The sequence below is a fragment of the Synechococcus sp. CCY 0621 genome, assembly GCF_019038465.1.
Classification (GTDB): domain Bacteria; phylum Cyanobacteriota; class Cyanobacteriia; order PCC-6307; family Cyanobiaceae; genus Cyanobium.
This window is the reverse complement of record NZ_JAFKRH010000010.1, coordinates 121,022-137,196: the sequence shown is the minus strand read 5'-3', so window position 1 is coordinate 137,196 and position 16,175 is coordinate 121,022. Positions and strand designations below refer to the sequence as shown.

General features: G+C 63.4%; 14 protein-coding genes, 1 tRNA gene and 1 pseudogene. 10 read left to right on the top strand and 6 right to left on the bottom strand.

Annotated features, from left to right (window positions below; genetic code table 11):
• Window positions 1-89 precede the first annotated feature (89 nt).
• From KUG43_RS02660 to KUG43_RS02630, 7 genes are all read left to right on the top strand, one after another.
• Window positions 90-1,550, top strand: coding sequence for a glycosyltransferase family protein (locus KUG43_RS02660; RefSeq protein ID WP_216905750.1), 1,461 nt, complete (start codon window positions 90-92; stop codon window positions 1,548-1,550).
• Between the two features lie 46 nt (window positions 1,551-1,596).
• Complete coding sequence (gene argF / locus KUG43_RS02655; protein WP_216905748.1) at window positions 1,597-2,559, top strand: ornithine carbamoyltransferase; 963 nt, start codon at window positions 1,597-1,599, stop codon at window positions 2,557-2,559.
• An 83-nt stretch (window positions 2,560-2,642) separates the two neighbouring features.
• A complete protein-coding gene (gene lexA, locus KUG43_RS02650; RefSeq protein WP_502988570.1) occupies window positions 2,643-3,257 on the top strand; it encodes a transcriptional repressor LexA in 615 nt (204 codons plus the stop codon).
• A 64-nt stretch (window positions 3,258-3,321) separates the two neighbouring features.
• Window positions 3,322-3,394 (top strand) — tRNA-Ala (locus KUG43_RS02645).
• Between the two features lie 109 nt (window positions 3,395-3,503).
• A complete protein-coding gene (locus tag KUG43_RS02640; protein ID WP_216905746.1) occupies window positions 3,504-4,760 on the top strand; it encodes a site-specific integrase in 1,257 nt (418 codons plus the stop codon).
• A gap of 585 nt (window positions 4,761-5,345) precedes the next feature.
• Window positions 5,346-6,452, top strand: coding sequence for a hypothetical protein (locus KUG43_RS02635; protein ID WP_216905744.1), 1,107 nt, complete (start codon window positions 5,346-5,348; stop codon window positions 6,450-6,452).
• Window positions 6,449-9,064: an AAA family ATPase gene (locus KUG43_RS02630; RefSeq protein WP_216905743.1), complete on the top strand. Its 2,616-nt coding sequence runs from the start codon at window positions 6,449-6,451 to the stop codon at window positions 9,062-9,064. Before KUG43_RS02635 ends, KUG43_RS02630 begins: the two co-directional genes overlap by 4 nt.
• Before the next feature lie 532 nt (window positions 9,065-9,596).
• Here the strand turns inward: KUG43_RS02630 and KUG43_RS02625 are convergent.
• A complete protein-coding gene (locus KUG43_RS02625) occupies window positions 9,597-11,363 on the bottom strand; it encodes an SIR2 family protein (RefSeq protein WP_216905741.1) in 1,767 nt (588 codons plus the stop codon).
• A gap of 364 nt (window positions 11,364-11,727) precedes the next feature.
• Window positions 11,728-12,537 carry a hypothetical protein gene (locus tag KUG43_RS02620; protein WP_216905739.1) on the bottom strand — a complete coding sequence of 270 codons (810 nt, stop codon included), beginning with the start codon at window positions 12,535-12,537 and terminating at the stop codon, window positions 11,728-11,730.
• A gap of 747 nt (window positions 12,538-13,284) precedes the next feature.
• Here KUG43_RS02620 and KUG43_RS16880 point away from each other — a divergent pair.
• Both KUG43_RS16880 and KUG43_RS16875 read left to right on the top strand, forming a co-directional pair.
• Entirely contained in the window at window positions 13,285-13,899 is a 615-nt protein-coding gene (locus KUG43_RS16880; protein ID WP_286194323.1) for a hypothetical protein, read from the top strand.
• Window positions 13,900-13,961: 62 nt separating this feature from the next.
• A complete protein-coding gene (locus KUG43_RS16875; RefSeq protein ID WP_286194322.1) occupies window positions 13,962-14,183 on the top strand; it encodes a hypothetical protein in 222 nt (73 codons plus the stop codon).
• Window positions 14,184-14,218: 35 nt separating this feature from the next.
• Here the strand turns inward: KUG43_RS16875 and KUG43_RS17210 are convergent.
• The 3 genes and pseudogenes from KUG43_RS17210 to KUG43_RS02605 form a co-directional block, all read right to left on the bottom strand.
• Window positions 14,219-14,332, bottom strand: a pseudogene (locus tag KUG43_RS17210) (recombinase family protein); the annotation flags it as partial.
• Between the two features lie 161 nt (window positions 14,333-14,493).
• Window positions 14,494-14,679, bottom strand: a complete 186-nt coding sequence (locus tag KUG43_RS02610; RefSeq protein ID WP_216905737.1) for a hypothetical protein — start codon at window positions 14,677-14,679, stop codon at window positions 14,494-14,496.
• The gene (locus KUG43_RS02605; RefSeq protein WP_216905946.1) at window positions 14,676-14,858 is read right to left on the bottom strand and encodes a hypothetical protein; all 183 of its coding nucleotides are present in this window, start codon (window positions 14,856-14,858) and stop codon (window positions 14,676-14,678) included. Before KUG43_RS02605 ends, KUG43_RS02610 begins: the two co-directional genes overlap by 4 nt.
• Here KUG43_RS02605 and KUG43_RS02600 point away from each other — a divergent pair.
• Window positions 14,787-15,152, top strand: a complete 366-nt coding sequence (locus KUG43_RS02600) for a non-canonical purine NTP pyrophosphatase (RefSeq protein WP_353617908.1) — start codon at window positions 14,787-14,789, stop codon at window positions 15,150-15,152. The two genes, KUG43_RS02605 and KUG43_RS02600, sit on opposite strands and share 72 nt — an antisense overlap.
• A 19-nt stretch (window positions 15,153-15,171) precedes the next feature.
• Here the strand turns inward: KUG43_RS02600 and KUG43_RS02595 are convergent, their stop codons facing one another.
• Window positions 15,172-15,972 (bottom strand): BMC domain-containing protein, encoded by an 801-nt coding sequence (locus KUG43_RS02595; protein ID WP_216905735.1) that lies wholly within the window; start codon window positions 15,970-15,972, stop codon window positions 15,172-15,174.
• Between the last annotated feature and the right edge of the window lie 203 nt (window positions 15,973-16,175).

Below are 16,175 nucleotides of genomic sequence, written 5' to 3'. Positions count from 1 at the left end.
ACCGACGCCACTCCCCCCGGAGTTGGTCTTCGTTGATTGACCAGAGGATTCAGCTCGCCATCTGTGCGGCGCTGGTCCTCTTTTTTCTTGTGGCCGCCAGCCGCGGCCTGGCTGAGAACTATTCCTACTGGTCGGATGAGCTCTGGTCGGTGTCCGCCAGCCGGGCCGAGTGGGGCGTGATGCTGCGGGACTGGCTGATTCCCGACACCCATCCCCCCCTCTACCAAACCCTGCTCAAGCTCTGGATCGGCAGCGGCGGCAGCGGCGAAAGGGCCACCCGCAGCTTGAGTCTGCTGATGGCCGGCCTCGCACTGATGGCCACCGCGCTGTTCGCGTCGGGTCGGGGTCCAGGCCGCCGCCTGGTGAGCGTGGCCTTTCTGGGCACCAGCCCGGCGTTTCTGTTTTTCGCCCAGGAATCCCGCAGCTATGCCACCTCCCTGGCCCTGTCGGCCGTGCTGCTGGGAGCAGCCATGGAGCTGAGACAACGGCGCCTGGGTGGCTCCAGCAACGCCCTGCTGGCGCGCTGGGGCGAGCCTGCCCTGCGGGGTCTGTTCGTCCTTTCCTGCCTGCTGCTCTCCCTCACCCACTACGTCTCGCTGCTGTTCGTCCTGGTGGTGCTGGCGGTGGTCGGCGTCGAAGGCCTGGTATGGCATCAACGCCGGCAGGTGCTGCCCCTGCTCCTGGGCGTGTTGACCTGGCCGATGGTCCATCTGTTGTCGAGTTCGCTCGCGACCAAGTTGGAGCGTCTCGACTGGATCCAGGTGACACCGATCAGCGGCACGCTGAGCGCGTTCCTGAGCGGCACCCTGCCGCTGCTGGCGCCTGGCCGCGCGGGACAGGAAGGGCTGCTGCTGGGCGCCTTGGGGGTGGCCATGGCCCTGGTGTTCGCCGTCACGGCGGTGCGGCGGCGCCCGCAGCCCCTGGATCCCTTGCTGCCAAGTCCAGCACAGGGGGAAGCCAGGTTCCTGCTGCTGGCGATCGGTGGCTTCGTGGCCTTGATGCTGCCGATCGACCTGGTCAAGCCCCTGTCCCAGGCCAGGTACTACATCGTCGTGCTGCCCGCCCTGGCCTACCTCTGCGGCGATGGCTGGGAGCTCGCGCAACACGTCTGCCGTGCGCGGCGACTCGCCCTGGCCACCCTGCTGGCGGTCTGGCTGCTGCTGCAATGGCAGCTGGGCCAGCGGGAGTTGGCCGAGAAACGGGCTCCCCTGCAGAACTACAAGTTGATGGCCGCCTTCGTCGAGCGCAGCGGCATTTGCGACCAGGGCTGCTGGAGTAGCGGCTGGCTGCTGGAGGCCCTCAGCCCCCTTTATGTCCAGCCGGGCCAGCTGCAGCAGGCGCCGGAGGCGTTACGGGACTTTGCCGAGCCCCTCGAGCAACCGTTCCTGGGCTTTCACAACGCTTACAGGGACCTTTCCGCCCTTCGTGCGGCCAACCCCGATCTGGCCTGCTGGGAGGCCCCCGGGGCCTGGCGCTCCGCCCCCTTCGTCCTGCTGCCCCGCACCAGCTCCGTGCAGCCGGCGCGCCACGGCCTGCGCCCCTGCCCTTGACGTGGGGGGGGTCGATCTCGCATAAGGGTTGTTTGGGACGTGGGCCATGGTGTCCCCCTCAGCCCCACTCGCCGCCCTCAAGGGCCGCGACCTGCTCTCCTCGGCCGACCTGGACGGTCCCCAGACCCTCGCCCTGCTGGAGCTGGCGCGCCAGCTGAAGGGCGGCGAGCGCCGCATCGACCTGGCCGGCCGGGTGCTGGGGCTGATCTTCTCCAAAGCCTCCACACGCACCAGGGTGAGCTTCATCGTCGCCATGGCCAGGCTCGGCGGCCAGACGATCGACCTCAACCCGGCCGTCACCCAGGTGGGCCGCGGCGAGCCGATCGCCGACACGGCCCGGGTGCTGAGCCGCTATTGCGATGCCCTGGCGATCCGCACCTTCGCCCAGGAGGACCTGGTCGACTACGCCCACTGGGCCTCGATTCCGGTGATCAACGCCCTCACCGACCTGGAGCACCCCTGCCAGGCCCTGGCCGACGCCCTGACGATCCAGGAGCGCTTCGGCCACGGGCCCACCGATCTGCACGGCCTCACCCTGGCCTACGTGGGCGACGGCAACAACATGGCCCACTCGCTGATGCTCGTCGGGGCCCTGCTGGGGATGGACGTGCGCATCGGCAGCCCCGACGGTTTCGCCCCCAGTGCTGCCGTGGTGGAGCAGGCCCGGGCCCTCGCCGGCGGGCGGAGCGCGATCACGGTGCTGCAGGACCCCGTGGCGACGGCCCGCGGCGCCCATGTGCTCTACACCGATGTGTGGGCGTCGATGGGCCAGGAGGAGGAGCAGGCCCAACGGGAGCAGGCCTTCAGCGGCTGGTGCCTCGACGAGGACCTGCTGGCCGAGGCGGACCCACGGGCGATTGTGCTGCACTGTCTCCCCGCCCACCGGGGCGAGGAGATCAGCGCCGGGGTGATCGAGGGGGCCGCCAGCCGGGTCTTCGACCAGGCGGAGAACCGGCTGCACGTGCAGCAGGCCCTGCTGGCCACCCTGCTGGGGGGCGTCAGCGACTGAGCGCGCCCCTGGCGACCTCCGGCCCGGCTCTGGACAAACCGCGCGCGGGATGGCAGAAAGGGACTGGTTCATCCGTACTGCCCGTGGTCGCCACCCACCAGGAGCTCACCGAGGCCCAGCGGGAGCTCTATGCCTGGCTCGCCGACTACATCGGCAGCCACCGCCACAGCCCGTCGATCCGCCAGATGATGAAGGCCATGGGCCTGCGCTCGCCGGCGCCGATCCAGAGCCGCCTTCGCCACCTGCAGCAGAAGGGCTGGATCACCTGGCAGGAGGGCCAGGCCCGCACCCTGCAGCTGCTCGGGAACGCCTCCACAGGCATTCCTGTGCTCGGGTCCGTGGCCGCCGGCGGGCTGGTGGAAACCTTCGATGACGTCCAGGAGCACCTCGATCTGGCCCCGGTGCTCGACACCCGCGGCCTGTTCGCCCTCACCGTCAACGGCGACTCGATGGTGGACGCCCACATCGCCGATGGCGACGTGGTGCTGATGGAGCCCGTGGCCGACCCCTCCCGCCTGAGGGAAGGCACGATCGTGAGCGCCCTGGTGCCGGGCAGCGGCACCACCCTCAAGCACTTCCACCGCCAGGGATCCCAGGTGCGCCTGGAGGCCGCCAACCCGGCCTACGCACCAATCACCCTGCCAGCCGACCAGGTGAGCGTGCAGGGTCGCCTGGTGGCCGTCTGGCGCCAGGTCTGAGGGGGCCTGGGGGCGATCGGCCACGTTGTAAGCTCCTCAAGCACCGGTCAGCCGGCGCATCAATGGGGCCATAGCTCAGCTGGTAGAGCACCTGCATGGCATGCAGGGGGTCAGCGGTTCGAATCCGCTTGGCTCCATTCAATTTTTCCAGTCAGGACAAGGGATCAGAGCTAAAGCGCTCCCCTCCTGACACAGCCTGTGGACACACGTTCTACCGTGTTTTACACACGCTTTTGCACACGCCTGGTGCCTACCAGCCGCCCCAGCCCCGCATGGGTCGCCACCCTGCGCGATGCGCTCAGGCATGAACACGGCCGAGGCTGGAGCGTCGCCGAATCCCGGGGGCAGGTGCGCCTCACCCGCCGTGATCTGGCCGGCAGCCGATCGACCTGCACCCTGCCGATCGCCTGGGAGCGGGGGTGTGTCTCGGTCGTGATCGCCACCATCGCGAGCCTTCGCGATCGGATGGAGCAGCAGGGCCTCAGCCTGGCGGCCGCGGCCGAGCTGCTGGCCGCGGCCCCACCAACCGGCCCGATCGATTGGCCCGCCTTGGTGGCAGAGCACCTGGAGGCCCGCAGCGATCTGCGCACCACCACTTACCGGGATCTGGAGACCCGGCTAGTGCGCATGCAGTCCACCCTCACCAGCCGTCCGGTGCCCCGTGATGGGGCGGAGCTGCTGCGGGGCTATGCCCGCCAGCACTTCGCCGCCTGCCCTCCAGGGGGTCAGGGCCGCAAGCGACAGCTGCTCGATGTGGCCAGGTTTCTGCGGTGGGCAGTGGAGAGGCGCGGGGCTCCGGTGTGCTGGCTGCCCCCACCAACGGACCACCTGGCAGAGCTGATCGGAGCCCGCACCAGCCACGGCGAGCCCACCATGCCGATCAGCCCCGAGGCCCTGGCCGGCCTGCTCGATCACCTGGAGGCCACCCGCCCGGAGCTGTGGCTGGCGGTTGCGCTGGTTGGTTGCTATGGCCTCCGGCCGGCCGAGCTGGGTGTGCTCCACCCGAGGGGGGGCCGGCTCTATGTCGGGGCCGTCAAGCGCAACAGCAGGACGGCCGCGGCCCCGAAGGCTGATCGGCTGGTGCTGCCGCTGGAGCTGACCGACCCCAGCGGGGCGGGCCGTGATGATGGAGCCCGCGCCCTGGCGCTGCTGGAGGCGGGCCTGGTAGGGCTGCCCCTGCCGATCCGCAACGCTGCCGCCACCGGAGAGCACAAGGCGGTAGGGGATGCCTTCCGCCAGCTGCTGGATCGGCTGCCCTACTGGCAGGGCCTGGCGGAGCGGACACCGGGGCTCAGCCCGTACGGCTTGCGGCATGGGTTTGCCTGGCGGGGGGCACACCGGCAGCCGCCGATCCCGCTGCGCGACCTGGCCGCCGTGATGGGGCATTCACCTGCAACGCACCTGCGGCACTACGGCAGGTGGACGGCAGAGGCGGACCTACTGCTCAGCTTCGCCACACCACCACCGGCGGTAGGCGTTGACACGGCAGGACGCCATGTGTAGTGTAATTGCAAGCAGAGCAGTTCCCTTCAGGAGCCCTTCTTGCAGCTTCTCCACGCATAGGGCCTTCAGCGGCGTGGAGAGGAGTTAAAGGACCTATGGCGGTGCAGCCAGCGGGTCGCCTGACTGATCGCAGGTAGCCGCCGACGCACCCGACACCTGACCAGAGGAACCAGCGGAACTGAAGATCGGAGGCCTCAAAAGGGTGCTTCGTTTTTTCCGTAAAGGCCCGGTTCGCAGCTTGGGCAGCTGCCAGGGGAGCACCGATCCAACCTGAAGGAAGCGGCAGCGTCGGTGTGCAGGAAGCACCGCGTCAGCTGCTAGACCTCCTGGGTCAATGTCCACCCATAGCAACTGGCTGCCGAGCCCTGAAGCGGCTCGCGCCCTCGGATTCTCTATCCGAACCCTTAAGCGTTACGGGCATCCGGATACCGGATTCCTGATCCCTGGCGTCCACTGGGCCGCCGGCCCCTACGCCAACAGCCCGATCTGTTGGGACGTGGAAGCCTGCAGGGCCGTGCTCCACCACCGCGGCATCCAAGCCCGGCAGGAGATGCGGGCTGAGCTTCGCCTGCCGATGGTGGCGCGATGAAAATCCCCACCAGCCCTGGCCGGGGCGAGCGGGGTGAGGTAAGCACTTCTACTCACCAGCCTACGGGAACTGCCCCCGTCCGCGCCTACGCCCAGCACCAGCCCCCGCACCAGAGGAAGAGACGCCCCGGCAAGAAGGGGAGCCGACTGGCCGAGGCCCGCCGCCTCGGTGCCGAACCCGTCCGGCTGCGCCCCTCTGGATCCGAAGCCGAATCGGTTCTCTGTGATGTCCTCGGCATCACGGACTTCCCGACGGCGGCTGAGAGCCATGCACGGCTTGCCGCCCTCTCGCCGAAGCAGAACACAGAGGCCCTGGCCGGCACCTGGCTGCGGGTTGCGCTGACCGGCCTCGCCCGCGAAGACACCACCGGCCAGTCGGCGCTCGCGCTTCTTGGCATGGGGACCGGCAAGGCCCGCGAACGAGCCCTGCTGAGGCGAGTCTTCGATCAGCTTGCAGTGATCCCGCATGAGGGAGTAACCGCCTTCTGTGCAATCCAGACTCTGTGCCGGAACAGGCTCCACACCCGCATCGACTGGTCGATGCTCCGTCGCGGGCTGGTGCTGATCCTGCACCGCCCGGAACTACAGCGGGAACTGCGGACATACGGCCTTGGGCGCTCCTCTGAAGCGATCTTCGGCGTTCTCCGAGGAGCGTTCAACACGCTGCCAGACCTGATCGTCGCCACGCGATTGCACACGGAGATGCCCGCGGCCGAGATGGCGCTCATCAGTTGTGAGCTGACACATCTGGAGTGTTCTCTCGAAGCATCGGCTGACATCGCCGCCGGGCGGGTCCTGCATGACGCAGGAGAGCTGGTGCTGCACCATCGCAGTGGCGGTGGGAAACGCCGGCCGGAGCTTTGCCTTTCATTCCGGCATTCGGATGGCGTCCTGTCGTTCCTCCCCGATGTCCGCGGCTCCCGCCGGCTGAGCCCATCCACTGTCCGTTCGATGCGGAAGTTCGTCCGCTCGTACCAAGGCCCTGCGATTAGCGGGGATCTGGCAGCACATAGCCAGTCGCAGCATCTCTGCCATCTGGTCGGGTTGGAGGTTCGCAATGGCCGCGGCTACCTGCTGCGCCAGCACCAGGAGTCGCAGTCATGACCGCCGCACCGGAGCAGCATCCCACTCCGGGGGGTGCATCCGCCACCGACTGGGCCAACTGGCGCGCCTTCCTACCCCACCTCGCTGGCCTGCCGTTACTCCCCATCGGGGCTGGCCAGGATCGCAAGGGGCCGGTTGATCCGCTGACCGGGCGTGGTTTCGTGGGCTGGCCAACGTGCACGCCCTACAGCCCCGCCGACCTTGCCGCCATGAATGGCCATGTCATCGCGGCAGGGATGCGCACGGGGGAGTATGGCCTGCTGATCGTCGATGTCGACGGCTTCGGCCCTCGCCGATTCCTCCAGTCCATCTATGGCGCCGAACCCCTGAAGGTGCTTCTCGCCAATACCTGGAGCATCGGGCGCACCAATTTCTCGGAGGCCGATCACAGGTTCAAGATCGCCGTGCGCCTCACTCCGGAGCAGCACCAGCGGTTTGGGGGGCATTACACCAGCCGGTTGCGTGTTGACGAAAACGGAGCACCGCAGCCATCGAGCGAGAAGAAACTGGGCGCGCTGGAAATCTTCTACGGCAGCCCGGCCGAGGAAAGAAGTACGCAGGTTGTCGTACTCGGCGAACATCCTAAATCAGGCGGTTTCTATAGCTGGATTAACACCCCGGCGCAGATCGTCGATTGCCCGGTTGACTTCCTCGATGCCCTGCTGCTGCTGAAGGAAGCGATCGAGAAGAACAAGGGATCATCAGCCGCCACCGCCAGACCGGCGAGCGCAGCGTGGAGCGTGCCAGGGGACTGGAGGGATAGCAGCGCCGCCAGGCCGTGCCCGGTCTGCGGGAGGGATCACAGCGGCGCCTGCAGCATCGGTGCCGACGGCATGGGCGTTTGGTGCTTCCACGGCGGAACATTCGCGCCACCGCTGAACCAGAAACCAGGGGAGACCCACGTAGGGCGTGATGGGCGCCTCTGGGCCTATGTGCGGACGGAGACCCACGGCGGACTAGGCGAGAGATCGCTGTTCAGGTGGCACACCGAACGCGAGCGGCCCTACATCGACATCCACCCCGACCAGCAACTCAACCGGCCTGGCGCCTCTCCTGCTGCTGTCTCTGGCCCCATGCCATGGGAGGCACCGCCTGCTGCTGGCGAGGTGGTTGCTCCTCTGGAGTTCCTTAAACGCAAGGCCGCCCAGCTTCAGGAGGCCAAGGCCCCCTATGCCGACCGGCTCCCCCTCCTGCGAGCCGAGGCGAAGCGACTGCGGGTGGAAATCCGCGATCAGGAACTGCTGGCCATGTTTCAGGCGGCGCGAAGGCGGCGCATGCATGGCAGCGACGACCCCATGCTGCGCCCTGGTGACGTTCTGGAATCGACGCCCGAACCGTGGGCCTGGGAGGGGCTGATCCTGCGGGCCTGCCTGAACCTCCTGATCGCCCTCCCGAAGCAAGGGAAGACCTCGCTGGTGATCGCCTGGCTCGCCGCCTGGCACCGCAACGAACTGGCCTTTCTGGATCACAACCTGAACGGCCCCTGTCCACCGGTGCTGATCGTTGGCACCGACCAGCCTGGAGCCGACTGGGAGAAGATGCTGCGCCCCGTGGGCTGGCTCGACTCCTGCAACAGGCTCGGCGGCCCCCTGGTCGGCCTCTACACCAAGGGGCGACCGCTCCACCTGGACCCCGAGGGGATTGACCGGATCGCCGCGATCGCCCAGACCCATCCCGGCCTGGTGGTGCTGATCGACAGCCTCAGCGAATGCGTGGGGCCTCTGGGCCTGAAGGAGGAATCACCCGAGATCGCCGAACCGATCAAGGACCTGATGGAACAACTCGAGCCCCACCGGGCGACGGTGGTGCTGATCCATCACGCCTCCAAGGGACGCGCTGGTGAGGGGGCCACAAGCGCCAGCCGGGGCAGCACAGCACTTCCTGCCACCGCCTCTCAGATCCTGAAGCTGGCACCCCTCACAACGAACGATGAGGACCGCCGCCGCCGCCTCACCACCCAGGGGCGGGGTGGGCTTCCACAGGCCCTCGTGATCCAGCGGGACGGAGCCACCTGGGAACTGCTGGACACAGGTGCTGTCGGCCGGGAGGAGGACGCCACACAGGCCGCCCAGACCCTCAATGACACGCAGTACGACGCGCTTTGCACCGTCTGCGAGCGATGGGATGACTGCCTGGAAAAGGTCACCGCCGCAGACATGGCTGTCCTGCAAGGCGGCGAGGGGAATAACCCTGAGCGGGTGGCGATGAAACGGCTGCGGGGGCTGGAGAAGAGGGGGCTGCTCCATGCCATGGCGCGGAGTCGCCCCGGGCAGGGCGGGAAGGTGATCGAGTTCTGGCCCACCACCGAGGGCCTCGCGGCCTTCAAGCGGGTGCGCAATTCCCCTAGTGCTCCCGATCGCGGGTCCGCTGGGTCCTCTGGGTCCGATGGCCTCCCCTCGCGTGAGGACCCGGAGCGAAATCCATCCTTCTTTCCCCTGTCACAGCAGCCATCGGACCCTTCGGACCCAGCGGACCTCCGTACCGAGGCACTAGGGCGATCGGACCCCAACGGACCGTGTCCGTTGGCCCCAACGGTCCCCATCGGCTCCGGCGCTGACGCCTTCGATGACCTGGACGATCCGTGGTGGCCGAAGCGTGTGGATACCGCGTGATCTCCCGGCCCGTTAAGACGCCCTCCTCGCCCTCCCCTCCGACTCATGTTCACCGACTCCCCGCAGAGAGCCCCTCAGGCTGCCTGACCTGTGGATCAGCGGCAGAGCAAGTCCGAGGCCACCCTTCCAAGCTGGTGATGTACCACCCCCCAGAAAGGCATCGATTCCTGTAAGGCTTCGGCGGAAGCTATGACCTCCTTGGACACGAAGCAATCAACGCTGAGCCGAGAAACTCATACGGCCAGAACGGAGTGGAGCTATATTTTAAAACCCTGTCCGTAGTTTGACTTTATCTTGAATTGGCACTTCAGCCAATAATTTGCTGGACATCGTCAGCGGCACATCTCTGTTCATGCAAACTTCAAGGATAGCGACTAGCTCAATCATTCTTTGGGTCCAGCGCTTGCCATCATCCAGCCATAGCGTACCCAGTGGCCCGAACAGAATAACTCAGAAGCCGCTCACGCTAATGTCAATCTTAGGAGCATTTCGCAAGCAGCTAAACTGACGCAAGGTAGACGGCGCCAACACATTAACTTCTCTGTCTCCACGTTTGATAGAATGCAGTCAAAGGTACGATTACTTCGTGCACGCGAACCGGATTTCCGTCAAAGAAGCCACTATTGAAAGGCTGCCAATGGATTCCGAAGGAAGTGAATTCACCCAAAAGAATATCGAAGGGTCCATTTCCTTGGCTAAAGCGGTCTTTCCAGACCCACCTGCCAGGAATCGTCCAAGATTCATCCCTACCTTCATCCAAGCGATTTCTGATGTAAATCATGGAGAGCAATAGTTCAAGACGATCAAAGATGCTATCGTAGTCTTCTTCATTTACAACCAGAGGCTTTAGCGATCCTCTCGATTGCGAGTATAGATAGTCGCTAAGTGGAGTTATTTTGTTTTTGAAGTCTGGGAGCTTTGTTAAGAGTTTTGACCTCAAGATCGCCAGATGAGGATTAATCGAGAGCAGAGGAACCTTTTGGCCAACAGGCAAGGAGATAGGCACGTTAACGATCGACTCTATAGCCCCGTAGTTGCCAGCTTTGATTAGGGCCAGACCACAGGCATAGATCATATACAGAGTAGGAACATGCCTAATACTAAGATTCACATCGTATCCACCCTGTGGTCCTGCCCCAATAGAGGCAATCTTCACAATGGAATCACGCAGCCATTGGATATGAGATTGGCTTCCCCATCTCCCAATTGTAGCGAAGGCGGCCGTAAGATCAGTGCATATACCGTCAATGCGCTTTAGGCAGCTTTCTATACCAGCTTCATCCAAAGGAAGATTAAGGAACTCATCTCCGAGTTCTATTGCAAGCTCATCAAGTGTTCTATCTGTTACCTGAACTAATAAATCGTGCAGTCTGATTCGACTAGCTTCATCAACAATGTACTTTTTGAGTGACTCAATAAGGACTGCTGTTGATAACGGATGAGGCCTCTTGAACTGATCTAATGCATTGATCTTCTCCTCAAGGGACTCAAAGAAAGAATCAGCATCCTGAATTTGTAAGGAAATGCCTCCTCTTTGCGTGACGATTTCACTTCCGCGCTGTCCAAGAGAACCCCTAGCCGCCCAGTAAGTCATGTAGCGTCGACTAGGGCATCGCATTATTGCATCTCGTAGCGCTATATCCCAGTCGCCAGACCAGCCGCAGACAATTAAGCCAAATTCATCAAGTATTTGGTCAAGTAGTGCATCTACTGGTTGCTCATAGGTTGCCAGCTCCTGTTCTGTGTTCCGAATTCGGCTATCAAGATAGTCGCCATTGACTTTAAGGATAACGCAAGATGCATGGACCAATGGTGGCGCCCCCATAGCTTGATCGCCGTTGGAGATAACGACAGATCGAATGGATACATCTTCAAGTGCCTGCTCAAGGAGGCGATCAAAGTTTGTGGTTACAATAACTCTGACGTGGCCATTGGAGACCATATTTGCAATTGCTCTATGCGCCCTTGAAGGCATCTTGATATTCTGTGCTCTGTCGTCCTCTGTTGGCTCAAAGTAAGGCTGCAGAAAAGCACTACGGTCAGATCTTGTCTTGGCCAATTGGTCCAGCAACTCTGAGTAGCTTGGATCTGTCCCAAACTTCTCTTGGTACCATTGGTCCGGGTTGGTCGGTTCTTCGCTGCCATTTGCTACCGCAATCCTCCTTACTAATTCAAGTGTAATTTCCCAGCCAGTAGGAATTTGTGCTGACCTCGAAATGCCTGATCCCAGAAGCAATGCATAGGCTCCGGGGCTTGCACTCATTGAAAAGCTCAAAGAGAGCATTGGATCGATAGTCATGATTGTCCAAAGACGTGGGGAAACGGATTGCAGGATGCCAAGTCGACTCTTAATCAGGTGTTCTCGGCAGCCTTTTTCGCAATTGATTAGGTAGTCCCGAGAGCTGCCGGCATCTTCATCTCCCTTTCCGTGAAACACAGAGAGAGTAACCGCAGGTGAGAGCCGAAGCAATCTTGCTGAAAGGGGTTTTGTCTGCAGCCTCCAGTTCGTAGCTGTGGTTCACCGATTCGAAGTGCCTGGGTCTGAGACCCTGCCCCCCTAACCCGCGACGGGGTACCTCCATCAGCCGATGGGGGGGCTCTTCGTCTGTGGGGGTGCCATCCATCGCTCAAGATCAGCGGAGGACAGTCGCCCTGCATACACTTCAGGCATGATTGGAGCCGCCCACTGCATCTTGATGCTGGATTGCCCCAGCAGAAGGTCTGTTCCAATGAAAAGCAAGAGATGTACAAGCACTTCTAGGAGTAAGTGTTCTCAGTGAGCCATGCTTGGCTCCAGCAACAATTTCCTTAAGTAGAGCGGCTGAAGCTTTTTCAGCCTTCCGTATGAGCTTGTTTGGAATTAGCTCAGCACCACCATCGGAGCCGCCGTATATTAGTTCAACACCGCCAAGAAGAAAGTCACACCCAAAGAGGGGCTGTCTTCGGCTATTAAACTCTGCAAGCAGGCCCAACTCTGAATCAACAACCATTCCAATCCTAGAACTTTGATTGATGAGACTACAGCGCAAAAGCTCCTTCAGTGCAAGAACCCATCCAATTCGCTCTGGGTTTCCGTGGATTGATGTGAATTCGATACTCAGTGGTATCTCATAATTGCATGACAAGCCAGCGTTGGGCGTAGGAACAAGCCTTGCCATAACCACAGACGTCACAGATAGTCTATAGCCTGCAACCTCTTTAGTATTGGTATCTACTGCCAATAGCAAATCGTAGTCTGCGATAGCCTCATTAATATTAACCTTGGCAGGGCGATCTCCAGTGGGAACTTTGGTAAGAATTTTTGGTTTCTTCGGTCTCTCATATTGAGTAGTGACATGAGCTTCTTTTACCTCAGTGACCGGGCAAACCTCAAGGGTCCCATCTTTTCCGCTTCTTACTCCTATCTCGATATTATCAACCTTGTCGGCTGTCGTAAAACTATAAGAGGTTCGTCTTGGCTTTTTCTCTTGCATGACTTTAATCCCCTTCAATTAGATACTCCATTCTACCGGCACCCTCCCCCTTGCCAACCCAACACACCATCGCCCAGGCACGCCTGCTCGCCGGTCCTACCCTCCCACCCCCGACATGGGGCGGGGCTGCCACGGCCAAGTCCCCACTGCTGGCCATGTCCAACTAATTACCCCCGACCGGCGTAGTTCGCGGTATGGTTTTCACTGATTAAACCCAGACCGAATGCGTCGGGTTGATCAACAGAACGCACAATGCACCCTGACGTGTTGGGCGCATTGCGGGTGTTGGCGTTGGCGCTTCAATGTCATCCCGACTCACTTGAAACACTCAACGATTACGAAAACCTTCCCGGAAACCCAACCGATCTATTCTCTGACCTAGACGAATAGCCTCACGACATGAAGAAAGGTGCTCGCCTCGCGTTGTGCTCTCGTTCGCTTCACTGAGCCCAGGGAAGAAGAGGCGGGAAACATTCTCTTATGTGAAACACCATTCACCCCTGCAACACTACGCGCCAGGGGGACGGCTACGCGGTGGGGGCGTTTCAGGGTCCTTCCCGGTGTATAACCTTCCGTGGCCACCGTGTCGCATGTTTTCGCCTGGGATAGACGCGCCAACGTGTCCTACTTGTGGGCAGCGAAACCCACTGCAGCAACAGGAACCCCCAGGCCCCCATACTATCTGCGGGCAGCGCGCCTAATAACGAGGCGGATCAAGATATAATAGACGAGCCGCATTTCTGGCCCTTGAATCAACTCACCCGCCGTGATGCTGCGAAGCTGCTGGGCATCTCCGAGCGGAGCCTGGGAAGGCATCGCGAGACGCTGCAGGCCCTTGGCCTGGCGGAGGTTCGCAACGAGCGGACCGTGTACCACCGCGATGGGCTGGTGGAGGGCTACCTATCGATCGTGGGGCAACAGATGGGCAATGCCGAAACGGTGGAGCGGCTGCATCGGATGGCGGAGGCGGAGAGTTCCACCCGCAAGCAGCTCCCCCCCGACGACCTGGAGGATATTCCCCATCCCGGGGAGAAAGTCCCACCTTGGGCCGATAGTCGCGCCAGGCGTGAGTTCTACCTAGCCGAAAAGGAGGGGCTGGCCCTGCGCAGGTTGGAAGGCTCCCTGGTGGACCGGGAGGCCATGAAGAGGATGATCTTCGAGGAAACCCGCCGGGCCAGGGATGCTTTCCAGCGGATGGCGGTGCTGCTGCCGCCGGAGCTGAAGCGGTGCCAGGGCGATCTGGGTGCCATGGGGATAGTTCTTCAGGAGGCCATCCATCGAACCCTGGTAGAGCTGTCCGCCGGCCACAAAGCGGGTATTGACGATCAGGTGCGGAAGCAGCAGCAGGAGGCCGGCAAGTGAGCACCCCGGACCCGTGGGCTGATCTAGACCGAGCCATCCGGGCGGGTCTGCAGCCGCCGGAGGTGGCACCTCCTGACCCGATCGCCGTGCACATCGCCCAGGTGGTCGCCTGTGCTGAGGAGCAGGTACGGGCGATGCCGGGCGGCCGTGAGTACCTGGAGCAGCTCGAAGTGCAGGCGGCGGAGATCCAGCGGCGGCAGTTGGACAACCTGAGCCGGGTGATCCGGGCGGGCCTCGCCGGCCGGCCCTCCCCCCTCGACCCGCCGGTGGAGGGCCAGCCGTAGGGGCTGGTAGCGGCAGGTGGTGGCTGCGGCCGGTCCTTGATCCTGCTGCTGATCGTCTCGGTGAAGGTGCGGGTGCAGCCGGCCGCCTCCAGCCGGAGCACCTGAGCCTGGGCGTCTTGGTCGGCGGTGGAGACCCTGCCGTAGCCGATGCAAGCCCTATGCAGTTCCGCAAACGGCGGATGCTCCCCAACCGAATCAGAACAGAATTACGGGACAGCAGACCCCCTGCACTGCCGCGGTTGGCCTCGCCCCGGAACGGGTGAGCCGGTATCGGTCGTTTGCGGGACTGCCGCTGAGCGAGTGGTGGTGGTCATGGCGTGGTCTCGGTGGCGGTGATGGTGTTGAACAGCGGTCCCAGGTGGCTTCCATCTGAGAAGGGGATGACCCCCTGCTGTGATGGGTCAGCCAGCTGCAGCTGGGGCCTGTCCCACTCCTTGGGAGAAGCCCCACCGAGGCCGGGGATCCCCTCCAGCAGGTAGCGGGGTGGGCGGGTCACGCGAGCACCTCCAGCAGCTGCTGACGGCGGCCGGAGCGGGCCAGGGAGCGGTGGCCAGCCGTGCGGGCCAGCTGGCGCAGCTCACGGACTCGAAAGGCCTCTAGGAGGTGGATGCCCTCGATGGCCGCCCGGGTCTGCATTCGGCCCGCTATGCCCCCACCGACCACGAGAAGATCCACCGGTTGCTGCACGAACTCGGCGATTCCCTCTACCGCGGCGGCACTTTCGTGAGCGCGATGGCCCTGGCCGACCCCGCCGGCGCGGTGGTTCTGGAGTCGGAGGGGCTCTGCCGGGGGCTGATCCTGCGGCAGCCCTCGGGCCATGGCGGCGGCTATGACCCGCTCTTCCATGTGCGCGAAGCCGGTTGCAGCTATGCGGAGATGGGGGAGCACCTCAGGAGCCGGCTGGGCAGCCGGGGCAAGGCCGCCCGGGCCATGGCCCCGGGGCTGAAACGTCTGCTGGGCCTGGGCTGAGCCGGCCGGGTGCCGAGGCTCAGCCGCGGGCGCCGGCGTTGATCTGGGCCACGGCGCGCATGGCGGCGGCGGCGGCCTCCTCCACATCGCCCTCCTTGCCCGCCAGGGTGAGGCGGCCGAAGGCCCCGACGGCCTTGACGTCGACCACGGTGATGTTGGAGCCCTTCTCCGCCTCATTGGCGGCGATCAGCACGTAGCCGGCCGGCTCGGTCTCGAGGATGAACATGCTCATGCCGGCCTGGATCATCGAGCCGCGGCGGTTCTGGCGGTTGATCAGCACGGCGTGATCGGGGGTGATCGCCCGGATGATCTCGGTCCAGGTGACCTCGCAGCGGCTGCGCAGCTCCACCCGGCTGCCGATGGCCTCCAGCACCACGTCACCGGAGTGGAGCACGTTGCTCTGATCCCGGTGGTAGAGCGCCAGGGAACCGAAGGCCCGCTCCACCACCATCTGGCCGAGTCGCACCGTGCTGGCCTTCAGGGCGATGTCGGTGACCCGGTGCACCGCCATCCCCGGCGACACCTCCAGCCACAGGCAGGCATCGCCGGGAATCGGCAGGAAGCCATGGGACACCGTGCCCATGTAGGACGCCAGCTGGGGCTGCAGCGAATCCAGGAAGACGTAGGTGCGCAGCTCGATCGACTGCACGTGGCTCGACTGGCGCGCCAGGCGCCTGCCCTCGCTGTCGGTGGTGATCACGCAGCTGGCCCCGGAGGCCTCGCCGCTCACATCGGTGCCCGTGATCCGCAGACTCGCCGCCTTCCTGCGGGCGTCCGACCGGTCGTCGCGAAGGAAGGAACGGGCAGCCTGAGAATCCATCACGGCGCCAGGCGCCAACTCCCGGAAAGGACAATCATCTCGATCACCGGGGGGTGAAGCACCGGGATCACTGGTTGCCACCTGTGGCAGTCCAGGACTGGAGGGTACTCCCCGCCGGGGGCGGCTCCGGCCTAGGAGGCTGCTGAAATAGCCTCCAATCCAAGACCCTCCAGAGCAGATTGGGCCCTGTGGGCCTTGTGGCT

Coding starts and splice junctions, on each gene's coding strand:
- KUG43_RS02595 (WP_216905735.1), bottom strand. CDS start 15,972: ATGGATTCTCAGGCTGCCCGTTCCTTCCTTCGCGACGACCGGTCGGAC.
- KUG43_RS02625 (WP_216905741.1), bottom strand. CDS start 11,363: ATGACTATCGATCCAATGCTCTCTTTGAGCTTTTCAATGAGTGCAAGC.
- KUG43_RS02630 (WP_216905743.1), top strand. CDS start 6,449: ATGACCGCCGCACCGGAGCAGCATCCCACTCCGGGGGGTGCATCCGCC.
- argF (WP_216905748.1), top strand. CDS start 1,597: ATGGTGTCCCCCTCAGCCCCACTCGCCGCCCTCAAGGGCCGCGACCTG.
- KUG43_RS02620 (WP_216905739.1), bottom strand. CDS start 12,537: ATGCAAGAGAAAAAGCCAAGACGAACCTCTTATAGTTTTACGACAGCC.
- KUG43_RS02635 (WP_216905744.1), top strand. CDS start 5,346: ATGAAAATCCCCACCAGCCCTGGCCGGGGCGAGCGGGGTGAGGTAAGC.